Raw genomic sequence first — 17,081 nt, 5'->3', positions numbered from 1 at the left:
TAACGACATATTGGAAGTCCTTACCTATCTGCTCTCCGATTCCGGGTATGAGATAGAAGCGCTATCCAGCGGTGAAGAAATATTTGAAACCATCAGCCGATTCCGTCCTGATTTGATATTGATGGATGTCATGCTCGCCGGAATGGATGGGCGAGACATTTGCAGACAACTTAAAGAGAATATCGCCACCCACCGGTTACCGGTTATTTTGATATCAGCGTCCCACGACCTGACGCAAACAATTTATCATCACGGGGCACCTGATGATTTTGTTCCGAAGCCTTTTGATATCGATCATTTGCTGAGCAAAATAAAACGACAGCTAGTGGCGTAAGCTTCAAATTGTTGGGCGGTTTTTTAACAAAGAACACATAAGAAAACGGTAACAGTGTGCTATCGTTTTGTTTGACATGGCTTCACTTGAGAACTAACTTTACGGTTAGTTGCTTCTGCCTTTTAGAAGCGATATATTTGCACCGCTTAAGTACAATATACCTTAAGTATCAAAAGCGCTACCGTCCAGAGCAAAACGCTTAAACACCCCGCAGGTGATTCGCCTGGTATTATCCGCTAGTTCATCCAGTGTGCAATGCCGGACAGCCTGTACAAAAGGTATCCCATTTTCCACCTCCGTGAGATCCATATGCAGAACAGATCTTTCGAATACCCCCTCATCACCCTTTAACTGTTCAAACAACATGCGGGCAAAAGCTTTATCGCTGCCCAGCTCGTAGCGGCCATAAGCCTCAAAACCGCCGTCCGGCGTTTTGATATTCAATGAAATATGATAAGTTCTTTTCATAACTCTTAAATCATTAAGAAAACATTAATTTGCCTGCATAGATCAGCCGACGTAACAAAGTAAGCCACAAGGTGGCGCACAGCAGGGAAAGCGCGGTCACAGCGATTCCCGCTTTAAAAAAACCCGCATCGATCATGCCCAGGCGGTAAGCCAGTGAACAGGCCAGTATGCCGAATTCGCCTGGCAGGGATAATAAAGCGCCTGCGTACAGGCTGCTTTTCCAAGGCAGTTTTAACAACCGGAAGACCAGGGACGACAGTAAGCTATTGCTGAGCAAAAGTAGCAGTGTAGCACTGCCGATCAGCCAGCAATTCGCTTTCAGATAAGGCAGATCCAGCGTCAGCCCGATGGAAACAAAGAACAGTGCTGTAAAAAAAACCTGGAAGGGTCTCAACGCCTTTTCCAGCCAGCGAAACGCGTGGGTACGACCAATATAGATCCCTGCTGCAAAACTCCCGACCGGCCCGCTCAGTCCCGCTTTATCCGCCAGCAGCGCAAATCCAAAACAGATCAACGCCCCGGTAAATACCTGCAGCTCATGATCCCGCCCGATATCCCGCCAAAGCGGCCATTGGTACAGGTTCCTATTACGGATCGCCCGCAACAACAGGAACAGCAAAACACAGCAGACTGCCGAGGAAACCAGCCGGATTACAGAGACGTGCCTATTCCCCAGGAACTGGAACAGCGTTAGCACCGGAGCCAGCAGCACATCCTGCAACAGCAGAATATTCAATGTTAGCTGGCCCGCGTCAGTATGCAACTCTCTGTTCTTTTTTAAGAAGGTGCTGACCACGGCCGTGCTGTTAAAGATCAGTACCGCCGCAAGCAGGATCACCTGCCCCTGGCTCCAATGGAGCCAGCCGCCCAGCGCAAAGACCATAAGCAGGCTGAATATGATCTTCATACCTTGGGCGATCAGCGGCTGCAACAACAGGCTCTTCTGATCTGCGAGCTCCATCTCCATACCCAGAAAGAACATCAGTAATAAGATACCGATCTCTCCCAGGCTGCTGATCGTCGAATTGTCAGTAAAGACACCTGCCATATGCGGCCCCAGTAGTACACCCGCTAAGATATAAGCTACCAGATAGGGCTGGTTGAGCCGCTTTAACAAAAAGATCAGCAGCAGGATCAGTAAAGACATCAGACACACGGAAAACAATACGTCATACATAACGGTAATGGACTCTAAATTGCCTATCCCAAATTAGTAAAAGGCGCTGATCCTGCACCGGTGTAGGATCGTCCTTTTTCCTTTCCGGCACCCATACTATGCGGTAGCTGGTCGTTTTACCTTTTTCAGCCTCTTCGAGATAAATCTCGTCCGGGGTACCCAATAAGTCTTGCCGCTCAATTTCACCTGGTGCGCGCCAGCGGGCAACCGGTTTGTCATATCACCTACGGGCGGTAAGGCAGGGTTGGTTTCGCCATGGGTATTCAGGATACCGTCCTTGCCCACTACTTTATAGGCAAACTAGCCGCCGGGATGAATAGCCGATGGTGATGATATCGGCACCAAGAGGCAGTGATGGCACTTTCGTGCCAACAAGAGGTGCGGCCACCTTATAACTGCGGTCGGCATAGGATTGGTAGAACAGCCCGTCAGAATAATAATACGGGTAAGTCTTCCATACAAATGAATAGTAGCCTGACGGCAGGGTTCGTACCACCACACCAGCACGCGGATAAACATAGGGATGATAAAACCCGCCCGCATGCCCTTTAAGCGCATCCGGACGCATATGGAAAGCGGTCCTGTTAAAGGTGGTCGAATGAACGTCCCGTTGGGCAGCGGCAGGGGCGGTTAAACCCAAAACCAGCGAACCTGCGATAAATAAACCGGCAATACATTTACTGATCGTTGTCATGGTTTTTAAAATTTAATTGAACGATAGTTAACAATTGTATCGAAAAAAGGCCGCCATAGGGCAGCCTTTTTTCGGATAGCCGATGAAATCATTATTTGAGCTCGATCTGGCGGCTTACGGTTTTGGCCTCTTCTTTTTTAGCCACATCGATTTTTAATACGCCATCTTCATATGCGGCCTCGATCCTGTCCTGGTCAGCCAGTTCAGGCAAGGTAAACGAACGCACGAAGGAAGAATAGCTGTATTCGCGTTTGTTATATTTGCGGTCATTGTTTTCGGATTGCTGTTCCACGGAAATGCTCAGCTGATCACGGTCCACATTGATCTTGAAATCCTGTTTTTTCAGGCCTGGCGCAGCCAGTTCGATGTGGTAGTGATCGCCGGACTCGCTGATGTTAACAGCAGGCACGCGGGTCACCATGCGGTCTGAAAAGAAAGTGTCATTAAAAATAGATTCGAAAATGTCATTAACGCCTGGCATTAATGCTTTTCCATTGTCTCTGTTAAATTTAACCAATGTCATGGCCTTTTCTCCTTTAATCGTTTTTAAAAAATAGAGGTTAAAAAATTAATTAAACTTCGTTTAGCGTAATACAAGGGATATGCCAGTCAGGAAAAACTGAATAAAATTCAGTGAGGGCCTGAAATTTTTTCAGCGGAAATGTCAAATTTTCAGCGCTCACATTACGAACTAAACCTAACTCCTTATTCCGGTATCTTGTAGATAATTGAGTTAATGTTTACACCGGCACCCATAGACGCAAATACCAATATGCCGCCATTTGTAATCTGTTAATCCGCCAGGTGTCCTTTGGAAAAAAGATCGTATAAAGTAGGCAGCGTAGCTACCGAACTGTTGCCTAACCACGATATCGTCATGGGCATGACATACGCGGGTATTGCTGCCCGCTCATAAAGCGCATATAGGTTCTTCAGGATCGCCTCGTCCATTTGTTATTGGCCTGGTGGATATGCACTTGTCAATGTCACGGATAGACAAAACGGCCTGCATTTTGAGAAACAACCGGTCGCTGCCATAATCAGGTTGGATGACTTATCCATTTTCAACACGTAAGCCAGCTCATCAGTGTAAGAGCGGGTGCAATGTGCCAGGATGCCTACGGGTACCGCGCTTTCGGTTGCGCCTAAATAACGGCACCAGCGCCATCCGAATAGATCATGCTATCGCGGTCATGGGGATCGCAAATGCGGGAAAGTGTTTCCGCTCCAATCACCATCACTTTTTTATCGCTGAACACTAATTCTATTTCTATACTTTTAAATTTATTTCTTAAAACTATCATATAAGGTAAATGTTAAAATAGAAGTTGCCTACATATCAGACACTGACCGGTTCAATTATTGCCGCTCCGCCGCAACAATGGTTTATTAATTGAATTATTGATTTAATAATCTGTAACAGATGTATACTTTAGGAATAAACGCCGCTTTTCACGACTCAGCGGCCTGCATTGTAAAAGACAGTATATTGCTTGCCGCAACCGAAGAGGAAAGATTTACCCACTTTAAACACGGTAAACGCCCTGTCCCATTTTCAACCTGGGAACTCCCGTTCCATGCAATTGATTACTGTTTGAAGGTAGCCGGTATCCACATAAATGATGTTGACCACGTTGCCTATTCGTTTGACCCATACTTAATCATAGGTGACAAATATCGTGATAAAGAAACCATTGAAATTCCTTTTGAGGAAGGCCGATCGCACTTAAACGAGGCGTTTGCCAACCCGTGGGAGCCCTTGTTTCTATCATCCATCATTAACGCGCCGGGGCAATTAAAGGACGGCTGGCCACATCATTTGCAGCAACGCTTTATTGGCTGCAATATCGGCCGCGATAAATGGCACTTTGTAGAACACCATGTTGCCCACGCGGCAAGCGCGTTTAACTGCTCACCTTTTAAAACAGCGGCGGTAATGACTGTTGATGGTCGTGGCGAACAAGCTACCACCACCTACAACATTGGCTACGGCCAGCAGTTAAACAGAATCGGCCAGGTAAACCTGCCGCACTCATTAGGGCTGCTTTATGAGGATGTAACCGCGCATCTCGGTTTCCTGCACTCATCAGATGAGTACAAGGTTATGGCGCTTGCATCATACGGCAAGCCCGATTTTGTAAATGATTTTAGAGACATTGTACAAATTGGCGCTAACGGCCAATATACCATCAACAACCAAAACCTTAACGAACGTTTTGGCCCTAAACGCCTTCGTCACGAAGAATTTACAGCGCACCATTTTAATATAGCACATTCGCTGCAATTGGTATTGGAGGAGGCTATGCTTGAGCTTACCGGCTGGCTGCAGCAGGAAACCGGCCAATACAACCTCTGCCTTGCCGGCGGTGTGGCCCTCAATTGCGTAGCTAACGCCCGTATACGCGATAAAGGTTTCTTTAAAAATATATGGGTACAGCCGGCATCCGGCGACGATGGCACCGCTTTGGGCGCCGCGCTTTGGGTAGATGCGCAAGAGCGTAAAAACGACGAAAAATCATTCGTGATGGATCATTGCTACTGGGGGCCGCAGTATAGCGATAGCGAAATAGAAAAACAATTAAAGCTTTGGAAAGTACCGTACCGAAAACTGCAAAATATTGCCGAAGAAGCTGCCGATATACTTGCACAGGACAAGATCATTGGCTGGTTTCAGGGCCGCATGGAGTTTGGGCCGCGGGCTTTAGGCAGCCGTTCCATTTTGGCTTCGCCTATCAACCCGGCCATGCAGGCAAGGCTGAACGAAGTGAAAGACCGGGAGGATTTCAGGCCGGTTGCCCCTGTGGTGTTACAGGAGAAAGCACACGAGTGGTTTAACAATGCGGAGTACTCGCCATTTATGCTTTTTGTTTACGATGTAAAAGAAGATAAGGCAGATAAGATCCCCGCTGTAAGGCATACAGATGGCACGGCACGAATCCAAACCATTAATGAGCAGCAACACAAGGACTATTATGATCTGCTAAAGGCATTCGAGCGCAAAACCGGTGTACCTGTGCTGGTAAACACTTCATTTAATACGCTCGGCAAACCAATTGTTTGTACACCCAGGGATGCTGTAGAATGTTTTTGGTCGTCGCCGTTTGACGCGCTGGTCATTGGTTCATTTATTATTGAAAAAGAACGAGATAATGATAATAGTATCTATAGTAGTGCCAACCTATCAGAGGCCGAAACTCTTAATTAATTGCCTTAAAGCACTGCTGCTACAAAAGTTCGATAAGAAGGAATATGAAATTATAGTGGTGAGCGATGGGCCGGATGAGCAAACACAACGAATAACTGAGAAAAGTGCCGGGTATCATTCCGCTTCAATTCGTTATTTGCCCCTGCCGTTTAAAAAAGGGCCGGCTGCTGCACGTAATTATGGCTGGTTAAATGCTAAGGGACGTATTATCGCTTTTACCGATGATGATTGCCTGCCAGATGCGCACTGGCTGCAAGAAATTGTGGCTAATTGTGATTCTTTGGAAGATATAGCGCTTACCGGTAAGGTTGTTGTGCCCGTTGGCAAGCGCCCAACCGATTATGAGCAGAACACAGCAAATTTGCAAACCGCAGATTTTATAACCGCCAATTGCGCCTGCACAAAAAGCGCTTTAATAAAGGCCGGAGGGTTTGATGAACAATTCAGTATGGCCTGGCGCGAAGACAGCGACCTGCAATTTAAGTTCATCAATAATAACATTCCTATTAAAAAAATTGAAAGCGCTGTAGTTGTGCACCCGGTGCGCAGTTCACCGTGGGGTGTAAGTGTTAAGGAACAAAAGAAAACCTTGTACAACGCCTTGCTTTATAAAAAGCACCCAACGCTTTATCAAAAAAAGATCAGACAGAAAACGCCGGTATTATATTATTGTATAATTGCCGCTTTTTTGATCATGGCAGTTGGGTTATTAAGCAAGCAAAATAGCCTTACCCTTCCAGGTAGTGCCGGCTGGCTTGGCTTAACCTTGTATTTCATCTTCAAAAGGCTATATGTAACCAAACTTAGCCCAGGCCATATTGCCGAAATGATTGTGACTTCCGTAGTTATTCCATTTGTATCGGTATTCTGGCAATGGTATGGGGCAGTTAAATACCGTGTTTTATTTATTTAAAAAAAGATGAAATTACCTCCTTCCGAGATCAAAAGAATAGTCGTTTTCAGGGCATTGCAATTAGGCGATATGCTTTGCGCGATACCTGCTGTTAAAGCGTTGCGCTTTGCTTACCCGGATGCTGAAATAACCCTGATAGGTTTACCCTGGGCAAAATCGCTTACCGAAAGGTTCGGCAAATACTTTAACAATTTTATACATTTTCCCGGCTATCCTGGTTTGCCCGAACAACAATTAGACCCGGCGGCTTTTACCGCTTTTTTGAGCGAGGTACAAACCAAACAGTTTGACCTTGCTTTGCAAATGCAGGGAAATGGTTCGATAATTAACCCCATGGTTGAACTTTTTGGGGCGAGATTTATTGCAGGCTATTCAAAAGAAGGGCATTACGCACCCGACAATGGATTATTTATGCCCTATCCAGATTTTGGGCATGAGATTGACCGGCATATTAAGCTAATGGAGTTTTTAGGTATCAAATCGCAGGGCGGAAACCTGGAATACCCTTTAACAACAGAAGATTATGATGCCTTAGATGAACTTAACCTGGGCATCGAACCAAAAAAATATGTGTGCATCCATCCTGGTTCGCGCAGTACACTACGCCAATGGCCTGTAAAACACTTTGCGGCACTGGCCGATTATTGTATGGAACAAGGATATAAGGCCGTGCTTACCGGGACAAAGGACGAAGCGGATATTATTGATGCCGTTATAAACCACATGCGTTATAAACCGATAAATACAGCGGGAAAAACATCAATGGGCGCAGTTGGAGCATTAATACAAAATGCCGCCTTGCTGATATCAAACTGTACGGGCGTATCGCATATCGCGTCGGCTTTTAAAACACCAAGTATCGTTATCAGTATGGATGGCGAGCCGCAACGCTGGGGGCCGCTTGATAAACGTGTGCACCGAACCATTAACTGGCTGCAATCGCCTGATTTCCACTTGGTATTTCGCGAAACGGTTGAGCTGGTAAGCCTGACGGGCTAAGTAATTCGTCAACAGCGTTAACAATATCAATAACAGTTGGCAGCCCTGTGGGTTTGCTGTAAAGCGTCTTGTTTACGTACTTAATAACCTCGTTACTGCTGCGCAAATATGCAGGCACCGGGAATGTTAGTACTTTATTGGGAACACCCCATGGGGTATGCTGCGGATTGGTTTGGGCATACAAAACTATAACCGGTGTGCCAACGGCAGCCGCGATATGTACAGTACCTGTATTAACAGATAACAGCAACGGCGCATGTTTTATCAGGCAGATAAACTCGTCAAGTGAGAACAGTCCACTGGCAGAAAAACTGTCTAATCCTATCGCTTTCTCTAATTTATCGGTAACGCCCCGCTCTGCCGCAGAACCGGTAAGTACCAGTTGATAACCTTTTTCAATTAGTTTTTTTCCTGCCGGTGCCCAGTGTTTAATCAGATATTCGCGTTTTTTTTCGCTGACACCTGCATGCAGTAACAGCCAGGGCTTAACAGTGTCTACTCCTGCAGTTTGCAACTTTTTCTTAACCTGGGGCCAGAGGTTTTCGTCGACATTGAGGTGCAAGGCTTCGTTCTGTGTTTTGGCACCAATGGCCGCCACAAGATCGAGGTCGCGGCGAACCTGGTGTTTGATCACGTCATAAGGCTCCTTATCGGGCACCCAATCTGTTAGGAGATGGTATGGATTTTCGCGGCAGTAAGCCAATATTTTAGGGATACCTGCAAGGTAAGCCAACATAGCATTTGGTAATGGGTTTTGGCTGTAAACGGTAAATATAACGGCTGCATCAAACTTTTTTTGCTTGATGGTGGACACTACATCATTAAGACTATCGCGATCTGCCGTTTCTGCGGCCTTTACCCAAGGCAAATCAAATATGATAGCTTCATCAATTTCGGGTAAATACTTTACAACGCCTTTTGCCATCGATGATGTAAGCAGGGTAATCCGCGCACCGAAAGTTTCTTTAAGTGCGCGGATGGCGGGCACCGTCATGAGCACATCGCCCATGTTATCCGGGCGGATACAAAGTATGTTTTTACAGTCCTGCCAATTCATGCTTATCAATAGTTAGTAACCGACCGGCGGCTTCGTTTATGTTTTCACATATAATGGTAGGCTTACGGCAAGGCCCTTCAACCCACTCCGTTTCGTTCCCATTATCAATTAATACCGTTTTGCAGCCTGCCCGGTTACCGGCCTCTACATCGTTTAAAATATCACCGATCATCCAGGAATTTTCCAGACTGATGGTATGATCGGCGGCGGCCCGTAGCAACATACCTGCCGCAGGCTTGCGGCAATCACACTCAATATTATAGCCTGGTAATTTTCCTTGCGGATGGTGCAGGCAATAGTAAAAGCCGTCTAATCTTAATCCTTCCCATTCAAACAGCTCTTTTATCTTATCTGCAACGGCATGCAGTTTATCTTCCGTAAAATATCCTCTTGCCACGCCCGATTGGTTTGATATAATAATCAACTTATACCCCTCGCTCTGTAATTTTATAAGACCGGCAACAGCATCGTTGCTCAACGTTATTTTTTCGGGATCGACATTATAAGGGATGTCGGGTATCAGCGTGCCATCTTTATCTAAAAATATTGCCTTGTTCATGATTAAGCAGCTTGTGAGCGCCTTTGTATAATTTTTGCAACCGGCAGCATCATCCGGTAAACCATATTGACCTGCTGCGCTACCGTAGTCCAGGTAAAGTACTCATTGACACGATCGATAGCATTTTTACTCATCTCATTTAGCCTTCCGGGGTCATTAAGCAAATCGCTTACTGCACCGGCAAGTTCAGCAGGGTTGTGCGGGCTAACCAGTAAACCAGTTTCGCCATCTTTAACGCTGTATTTTATACCGCCCACATTTGAGCCTATAACAGGAGTGCCGCACGCCATCGCTTCAAGCGGAGTAATGCCAAACGGTTCATACCATGGGGTAGTAATAAACAAGTCTGACGCGGCATAATAAAACTTTAAGCGGCTGCGATTTTTACGGCCGGCAAAAAGTACTTTTTCTACCACGCCAAGTTCACGGGCAATATTCATGAGCCGGGCATATTCCGGGCATTTCTCTTCTTCCAGTTCTTCGCATTCGCCGCCAACTATTATAAGCCTTACTGGTTTGCTTTTCACCCTTATTTTGGCCAGGGCCTCTATCACATTGTCAACACCTTTACGCGGTACCATACGGCCAAGCTGTAAAATAATATGCTCATCCTGCGGCAGGCCAAGCACACGGCGCGCTGCCTCCTTATCCATCGGGCTAAATTCGCCGGCGCTGAAGCCACAGGGAACGATAACTATTTTTTCGTCGGGCGCATTATAATATTTAATCAGGTCTTCTTTATCCTGCGGGCATTCTGCTATAATAAAGCTGGCTTGATGTACTGCCTCTTCTTCAATAGCCAAGCGTTCAACAGGGAATTTATCTGCCTCTGCCTGGTGTATACGCCGCACATGGCCCAATGCATGGAAGGTAACTACAAACGGAATACCCAACTCATCTTTAATGCCCATTGCCACCAGAGCCGACATAAAGAAATTAGCATGTATCACCGAATAATCGATACTGTTCCTTGTAATGAATTTAACCATGTTATCTTTAAATTCATCCATGTATTGCAACAGGTCTTCCTTCGCCACTATAGCCTCGGGGCCGGCTTTAAGATTTATTACCCTTACACCTTCAACCCAATTAACAATATCGGCTAATGCTGCATTGTCCTTACGCGTAAACACATCAACCCTGTAGCCTATCCTGACCAGTTGTTTAGCAAGTTGTGCTACATAAACATTTTGCCCACCGGTATCCACTCCGCCCAAATCTGCGAGAGGTGACGCGTGTTCGCTTATCAAAGCGACCCTTTTTGTTTGATATTTCATAATTATACATTTTCGGCAGCGACTGCTTTATTTTTTGACGTCACCTCAGTAAACAGGCTTTCCCAATCGTTGGTAAAACGTTGAATACCGAAGCGCTGCAAAGCAACCTCTCTGCCCTTGGTGCCAATTTCACGGGCCAGTTGTGGCTCGCTTATTAATAATTTCATTTTATCTATCAGGTATTCTACATCAGTGTGTATAAAACCTGATACGCCATTTTCAATAACGGCCGATAATTCTGTTGTGGCAAGCCCTACTACAGGGATGCCCATCATCATGGCTTCGCATATGGCAAGGCCAAGGCTGGTGTATCTTATCGGATTAAAAAAGAAACGGTAACGGCTTTGAAATTTTGGCAACTGCGGGTGCAGTACCTCTCCCAGCCCGAGTTCCCCTGTGCCCATGCCTACCAGATCAAGCGGAACATGTTTACGGGCGTGCATAAAAATATCGTGTCCTAACAACCGCCCACGCGCCGGCAAATTATTTATAACCACTATTCCGCGATCCAGATCCCCCTCATAACAGATACCCGGATCAGTAACGCCATGCTCAATAACACGGGTTGGTGTTATATTGCTATCCCACATCAGGCGGTTAAAGTGCGTAACATGCACTAAAACCACATTCTCATCATCTACCACATGTTTGGTATCTGTAGGATGCTGGCGCGGCGGATCATGTTCTATATAAATACGGGGTAATGCGCGTTGTTCTTCTGTCAGTATTTCATATTGATTGGCCAGATAGTTATTGTTGGTTTGAAATAGGATACAATCAAACTCATGATGCTTTACCTCGTCGGCAGGTATTTCAATAACATTGTTGCCAAACGGAAAGGTTTCGCCCCGGCCATAATAGCCCTCGGTCTTTTCCGGCTTCGTAGGGATGTAGATATCATAATTACCCTGCGACAAGTAAAAAAGGTAACTACCATGTATATGCCAGGTAAATACTTTCAGTTTATTTTTCATGAGTTATTGTCAGATTAACACTCTATTTAACCAACAACAACGCCAAATAATAATTAACCTATAAATAATTTACTGTCGTTATAAGATTTATAATTTCACACGAATAATTTGGGCAAATTTTTAAAATTTCATAAAAATTTCATTAATTGGCATGCGTTTAACCGTTCGGTTAACCTTACAATGGTGTCCACTTCTCTTAACAGTCGCTGCTATAAAAGGCTGCTACGCATCTTTATTTAGACACATCTAACGTCAAGGTAAAAAATATATGGGTGAAAGATCGCTCGGCTTGCTCCACGTTCTGGGGAAGCGATTACTTAAGCACTCCACACTTCTGACAGATGTGCAGAAGTGTGACATAATTAACTGCAAGTTAATTAATTGAAAATCAATAATTTATACTTTAATCGCCATACTTGATAATAAGGCAGGAGATTTGTGTGTTATAATGTGCAGGCTAATAACCTGCTCCCTCTTAATTAAACTATTTATTAAATGCAATGTCTGTAGCGTAGTTGCTACTAATTTTTATGAATTTACGCCCTTCCGATAAAATCTCTAATCATGAGTTAAACAAAGGCCTTAACTACGTAATTGCCGATGGCCTCTCTGCCGAAGCAATGGTAGTATTTACAAGCGGCACCTTCCTCACCGCAATGGCCATACACATGGGTGCCACAAACTTTCAATTAGGTTTATTTGCTGCATTACCCACCTTTACAACTATTTTTCAGCTTGCATCGATATGGCTGGTACAAAAATGGAACAACCGAAAAGTGATTACCTCCGCCTTTAACCTACTTGCCCGCCTGCCACTTATCGCCATTGGTTTAATGCCTTTGCTATTTACTGGCACAACTACCATCCAGGTACTATTGGTATTACTGTTCTTTCAGCATATTTTTGGCGACATAGCAGGCGCAAGCTGGAACTCCTGGATGAAGGACTTTGTCCCTGGTGAACGCCTCGGCAGCTTTTTTAGCAAGCGCAGCCGTATGGCCCAAACGCTTAATGTAACCTTAAGCCTGGCAACCGCAATGGGGATAGATTATGTTAAAGCACACTATCCCGCGCAGGAAATAACTGCTTACACCACATTGTTTTTGGCCGGCGGTATATTGGGTATGCTGAGTGTATTTTTGTTGCTACGCACACCCGAGCCAAAACCAATGCCAATGAATGGAAAAGTGTTTGCTTTATTTAGCCGTTCTTTAAAAGACAAAAATTTTAGAAATCTACTTGCTTTTAACTCATTGTGGGCTTTTGCGTTAAATTTGGCAACGCCGTTCTTTTCGGTTTTTATGCTAAAAAGTATTGGCCTGCCCTTATTCTATGTTATCGGTTTAGCTATTATAAGCCAGTTAAGCAGCATAACCTTTTTAAAGCTATGGGGCAATTATTCAGACAGGTTTAGCAACAAAACTATTATCAACATTTGTGCACCCTTGTACATTGCCTGTATATTGGCCTTCGCCTTTACAGCATTACCATCTTCTAAATTAACAATAGCAGCTATATTGATTGTTATACATATTGTAAGTGGCCTTTCTACCGCCGGTATCAATCTTGCGCTAAGCAATATCGGCATTAAGCTGGCACCTAAAAACGAAGCTATAGTTTTTCTCACAGCAAAAAATATGTTTGTGGCATTTTGCTCAACAATTGCGCCGGTAGTGGGCGGCCTGCTGGCCGATTTTTTTTCAAATCATCATTTATTGTATCAGATAAACTTTGCAGGCTCAAGCATCCGTTTGCTTGACTTGCAAGGATGGAATTACTTTTTTATTATAGGTGGTGTATTGGCGCTGGCATCGTTAAAACTTTTAAATAAAGTAAGCGAACAGGGAGAGACCCATCGCGGCAAAGTAAGAATGCATATGAGAGCGGCCCTTCGCAACAAAATGCGTAAAAACTTCGGCCGGGAGTTAACAGATAATTTGTATGCGCCATCTATAGCGGTAAGAAAAAATGTGCTAAAAATGATGCAATTAGCTTACAGCATGAGGCCGGGAAAAGCTGCATGATAAGCTTATACACGCGTCAATTAAAAGTTACTCCTTTGCGTTTCGCTCAACAGCGTTGGTAACATTTAAATGTCGCCAAGCTTTATCTTAAAAAAGTGAATACTGCTAAATCTACATACTCCGACTCGGATAAACTCTGAGAACCGTTTAAATCTCCTAACAGCATGCCAAAACAAATGGTCACGAAATGAAAATATATTTTCATCTCGTGGCCCTTTCAAACAGGATAGGAGTACCGCATCGGCTATAATTTGATGCTTATATTTTTCCCGTTATAGTTGATCGTTTTATTCGGTTTTTGGTCAAAATTCAATACTTTGGCGGCATTCGGCGTGATAGTTACAATCCGGAACGTCCTGTCACCTATCATACCATTAAACTTGCCGTTACGGCTGCCAATGGTTAGCGTGTGGCTTTCTTCATTGTAAACAATAGCTATCTGGCTAAATTCGCCCTTTTCATAGTTGTAATTAGTGCCCTCGTCTTCGTATAACGTAAAGGTGGCATTCGCGCCGGTATACACATATAAAGTAATAGGGTCGGCCGGTTTTTCGTTGGTGTATTGAATTTCGGGGCCAAAAGGAATGATGGAGCCCGCCTTCACAAATACAGGAATGCGGTTATAAGGGGCATCGGCTTTTAAGGTGTTGCCGCCCTTGAAATACTTCCCGCTGTACAGGTCGTACCAACCCTTGCCTTTTGGCAGATAAACATCGCGGCTATGTGCCTCATATTTATATACCGGGTTAATTAATAACGATGGGCCAAACATATACTGATCATTAATGCCTTCCACGTTTTTATCAGCCGCAAAATCCATGATCAGCCCTCGCATGATGGTATAATCCTGATGGTATATTTTACCTGCCAGCGAATATATGTATGGCATTAAGCGATAACGCAGTTTGTCATAATACAGCATGCTTTGATAAGCCGGATGACCTTTAGGCGCCACATTATAAATTTCGCGGAAGGGAAACTGACCATGCACCCTAAACAAAGGCACAAAGGCTCCAAACTGGTACCAGCGGGTCATGGACTCGCGCCACTCATCCACATCTTGCCCTTTGGCATTTTCGTAACGTGGCTCAACGGCAAAACCGCCAATATCCATTGTCCAGTACGGCATGCCGGACAGGGAAAAATTGATGCCGGCGCCAATTTGCGATTTCATATCTTCCCAACGCGAGGCAATATCACCGCTCCAGGTAGCTGCACCATAACGCTGCAGGCCCCCAAAAGCCGATCTTGTTAAAATAAACACCCTGTTATTTGGGTTAACGGCACGCTGTCCCTCATAAACACCCTTGGCATTTTGCAGCGGAAATGCATTAAAGTATTGAGAAGAAGAGCCCAAATACGTTGGTGTCATCAACAATTTCCGGTCAGCTACTGATGCGTTCGATAAAATATCGGGTTCGGTAGCATCCAGCCACCAGGCATCAATGCCTTTGGTGTATAATTTTTTGCTAATCAACTCCCAAAATGCTTTGCGTGCATCGGGGTTAAAGGCATCGTAAAACGTAGATACATACCCTTTGGCTATCCAGTCGCGCTGGCGGTTGGCAATATTTCTTTTATATAAAAAATTGTTTTTATTAAAAGCGTTATACGCATCGGTACCTTCATAAAACTTTGGCCAAACCGAGATCATGAAATTAATGTGCTGACCATGCAACTGCTTGATCATACCATCCGGGTCTGCAAAACGGGCTGGGTCAAACTCCTGACTCCCCCACTGATCCTGCTTCCAGTACGACCAATCCAGTACAATATTATCTAAAGGGATCTTTCGATCGCGAAACTCTTTAACTACCGCCAATATTTCGTCCTGTGTTTTGTAACGTTCGCGGCTTTGCCAAAGTCCCATAGCCCATTTGGGCAACATAACCGCTTTACCGGTTATAGTGCGGTAACCACTAATTACGCTATCTGCATTCTGCCCGTATATAAGGTAATAATCAATAGTGTTGCCAGCTTCTGATGTAAAGGCGAAGGTGTTCTTAATATTTTCTGGCGCCGGTAATAATACGTTAATGCCTAAATAAGATTCACCCCCACTTGGTATCCATTGCATTTTCAGGTGGTAGCTTTTCCCGGCCTGAAGGTTAAGGTCCAACAGTGCCGTAGCGGGGTTCCATGACTGGCGCCAGTAATCAATTAGCAACTTACCATCTACCCATACTTTTATATAGCCCCCATATTTAATTTGCAATTGGTACAATCCGGTTTGGGCACCTTCAATTGCCCCTTCATAAGTAACAATGGCATCGGCCATCTTTACACTATCCGGAAAACGTTTTACATCTGATAGCCAATTAAGATCGATGTCGGATACGGCCTGCTCATAAACCGTCCGCGTTGGGTCTTGTTTTAGACTATAGCTGGCGGTTAACCAACCTTCCTCATTATTTTTATTGTATAATTTTAAAGCATGCAGGGGTTCAAGTGGTCTAATATCTCCGGCTGTAGTTATAGCATTATTATCCCATAGGATACCATAGTTTTTGCTGGAAACCACAAAGGGCACCGCTACCTCGGTATTGTTTTGAATTAGATCTATATGCCTGCCCTTATAATTAACAATACCCTGCTGGTGCTGCCCCAGGCCATAGTAGGCTTCATCGGTTTGCGAATCAAAATATTGGCTGATGCGATAACTGCTTTCCCCGTCATACATCGCATTTACAAATGCCGGCTCTTGAGTAAATTTACTTTGCTTAACTAATAAATTACCTTTAGCATCGTAAAACTCCACTAACCCTGTTGTTGTCGAAACAGTAACTTTTACAGAATCTGTTAGCACAATCACTTTATCATCTATATAGCTAACTGTTTGTTTAATGGCCGAATTATTAGGTGTTACCGCCATTAAACTTGGTTTTTCTACAAAAGAATTAGTAGGTGTTGCTGTAACGCGAATGATTTTCGCATTTATGGGCTTCAACCTTATCATATTTACACCATTCGGTGCATTTTTAAGGGTTACAGTAATGCCGCTTTCATCTTGTTTAAAAGGAGCATTTTGATTTTGCCCATTACATAGAGTATGGAAAGCGCCGACAAAAAATAGCACTAATAAAGTAAGTCTGTTTATAACCATGGTTACGATAATTGTTTATATATACTCAATACGTTGATTTAGGTTATTGAGCGATGCGTCATCATTAAAAATGAGAAAAAAAGGCCCCTCCATTACAGAGAGGGCCTCATTAAATATAACCAATCAAATATTAGTAACCAGGATTTTGCGCCAGGTTCGGGTTAAGCCCGATCTCGTATTGAGGGATAGGGTATAGTTCATGACCAGCAGGAATGTCAATATTGTAAACCTCCTTGATAAACGATGTTGCAACTCCTGCCCTGCGTAAATTATAGAATGTTGAATATTCACCCGTAA

16 protein-coding genes are annotated in these 17,081 nt (G+C 44.4%); 5 read left to right on the top strand and 11 right to left on the bottom strand.

Annotated features, from left to right (window positions below):
• Window positions 1–334: PleD family two-component system response regulator (locus JWQ85_RS07355; RefSeq protein ID WP_367186191.1), on the top strand; the 334-nt coding region annotated here is incomplete at its 5' end.
• Between the two features lie 162 nt (window positions 335–496).
• On the opposite strand, the gene JWQ85_RS07350 is transcribed toward JWQ85_RS07355, so the two are convergent.
• The 5 genes from JWQ85_RS07350 to JWQ85_RS07330 all read right to left on the bottom strand — a co-directional run bounded on the left by JWQ85_RS07350 (window position 497) and on the right by JWQ85_RS07330 (window position 3,977).
• A complete protein-coding gene (locus tag JWQ85_RS07350; RefSeq protein ID WP_299466213.1) occupies window positions 497–802 on the bottom strand; it encodes a hypothetical protein in 306 nt (101 codons plus the stop codon).
• Window positions 803–815: 13 nt separating this feature from the next.
• On the bottom strand, window positions 816–1,949 hold the full coding sequence (locus JWQ85_RS07345) for a cation:proton antiporter (protein ID WP_299466210.1): 1,134 nt from the start codon (window positions 1,947–1,949) through the stop codon (window positions 816–818).
• A 319-nt stretch (window positions 1,950–2,268) separates the two neighbouring features.
• Complete coding sequence (locus JWQ85_RS07340; protein ID WP_299466208.1) at window positions 2,269–2,673, bottom strand: DUF6515 family protein; 405 nt, start codon at window positions 2,671–2,673, stop codon at window positions 2,269–2,271.
• A 91-nt stretch (window positions 2,674–2,764) separates the two neighbouring features.
• Window positions 2,765–3,196 (bottom strand): Hsp20/alpha crystallin family protein, encoded by a 432-nt coding sequence (locus tag JWQ85_RS07335; RefSeq protein ID WP_299466205.1) that lies wholly within the window; start codon window positions 3,194–3,196, stop codon window positions 2,765–2,767.
• Window positions 3,197–3,818: 622 nt separating this feature from the next.
• The gene (locus tag JWQ85_RS07330; protein ID WP_299466202.1) at window positions 3,819–3,977 is read right to left on the bottom strand and encodes a hypothetical protein; all 159 of its coding nucleotides are present in this window, start codon (window positions 3,975–3,977) and stop codon (window positions 3,819–3,821) included.
• A gap of 119 nt (window positions 3,978–4,096) precedes the next feature.
• Here JWQ85_RS07330 and JWQ85_RS07325 point away from each other — a divergent pair, with 119 nt between their 5' ends.
• From JWQ85_RS07325 to JWQ85_RS07315, 3 genes are read left to right on the top strand one after another with little or no spacing between them, the layout of a single operon-like run.
• On the top strand, window positions 4,097–5,878 hold the full coding sequence (locus JWQ85_RS07325; RefSeq protein ID WP_299466198.1) for a carbamoyltransferase C-terminal domain-containing protein: 1,782 nt from the start codon (window positions 4,097–4,099) through the stop codon (window positions 5,876–5,878).
• A complete protein-coding gene (locus JWQ85_RS07320) occupies window positions 5,823–6,791 on the top strand; it encodes a glycosyltransferase (RefSeq protein WP_299466195.1) in 969 nt (322 codons plus the stop codon). Before JWQ85_RS07325 ends, JWQ85_RS07320 begins: the two co-directional genes overlap by 56 nt.
• Window positions 6,792–6,797: 6 nt before the next feature.
• Window positions 6,798–7,790, top strand: a complete 993-nt coding sequence (locus JWQ85_RS07315; RefSeq protein ID WP_299466192.1) for a glycosyltransferase family 9 protein — start codon at window positions 6,798–6,800, stop codon at window positions 7,788–7,790.
• Here JWQ85_RS07315 and JWQ85_RS07310 read toward each other — a convergent pair.
• The 4 genes from JWQ85_RS07310 to JWQ85_RS07295 are packed head-to-tail and all read right to left on the bottom strand — an operon-like array spanning window position 7,717 to window position 11,657.
• Window positions 7,717–8,847: a glycosyltransferase family 9 protein gene (locus JWQ85_RS07310; RefSeq protein ID WP_299466190.1), complete on the bottom strand. Its 1,131-nt coding sequence runs from the start codon at window positions 8,845–8,847 to the stop codon at window positions 7,717–7,719. The two genes, JWQ85_RS07315 and JWQ85_RS07310, sit on opposite strands and share 74 nt — an antisense overlap.
• Window positions 8,828–9,406: an HAD family hydrolase gene (locus JWQ85_RS07305; RefSeq protein ID WP_299466188.1), complete on the bottom strand. Its 579-nt coding sequence runs from the start codon at window positions 9,404–9,406 to the stop codon at window positions 8,828–8,830. Before JWQ85_RS07305 ends, JWQ85_RS07310 begins: the two co-directional genes overlap by 20 nt.
• A 2-nt stretch (window positions 9,407–9,408) precedes the next feature.
• The gene (locus JWQ85_RS07300; protein WP_299466185.1) at window positions 9,409–10,683 is read right to left on the bottom strand and encodes a glycosyltransferase family 1 protein; all 1,275 of its coding nucleotides are present in this window, start codon (window positions 10,681–10,683) and stop codon (window positions 9,409–9,411) included.
• Between the two features lie 2 nt (window positions 10,684–10,685).
• The gene (locus JWQ85_RS07295) at window positions 10,686–11,657 is read right to left on the bottom strand and encodes a glycosyltransferase family 4 protein (RefSeq protein WP_299466182.1); all 972 of its coding nucleotides are present in this window, start codon (window positions 11,655–11,657) and stop codon (window positions 10,686–10,688) included.
• Between the two features lie 530 nt (window positions 11,658–12,187).
• Here JWQ85_RS07295 and JWQ85_RS07290 point away from each other — a divergent pair.
• The gene (locus JWQ85_RS07290) at window positions 12,188–13,681 is read left to right on the top strand and encodes an MFS transporter (protein ID WP_299466179.1); all 1,494 of its coding nucleotides are present in this window, start codon (window positions 12,188–12,190) and stop codon (window positions 13,679–13,681) included.
• Between the two features lie 244 nt (window positions 13,682–13,925).
• On the opposite strand, the gene JWQ85_RS07285 is transcribed toward JWQ85_RS07290, so the two are convergent.
• Together JWQ85_RS07285 and JWQ85_RS21905 are read right to left on the bottom strand one after the other, a co-directional pair.
• Window positions 13,926–16,784, bottom strand: a complete 2,859-nt coding sequence (locus JWQ85_RS07285) for a TIM-barrel domain-containing protein (protein ID WP_299466175.1) — start codon at window positions 16,782–16,784, stop codon at window positions 13,926–13,928.
• Window positions 16,785–16,914: 130 nt separating this feature from the next.
• On the bottom strand, window positions 16,915–17,022 hold the full coding sequence (locus tag JWQ85_RS21905) for a RagB/SusD family nutrient uptake outer membrane protein (RefSeq protein WP_367186192.1): 108 nt from the start codon (window positions 17,020–17,022) through the stop codon (window positions 16,915–16,917).
• Between the last annotated feature and the right edge of the window lie 59 nt (window positions 17,023–17,081).

The sequence above is a fragment of the Mucilaginibacter sp. genome, assembly GCF_028288105.1.
Lineage (GTDB): Bacteria > Bacteroidota > Bacteroidia > Sphingobacteriales > Sphingobacteriaceae > Mucilaginibacter.
This window is presented reverse-complemented; position numbering and strand designations above follow the sequence as displayed.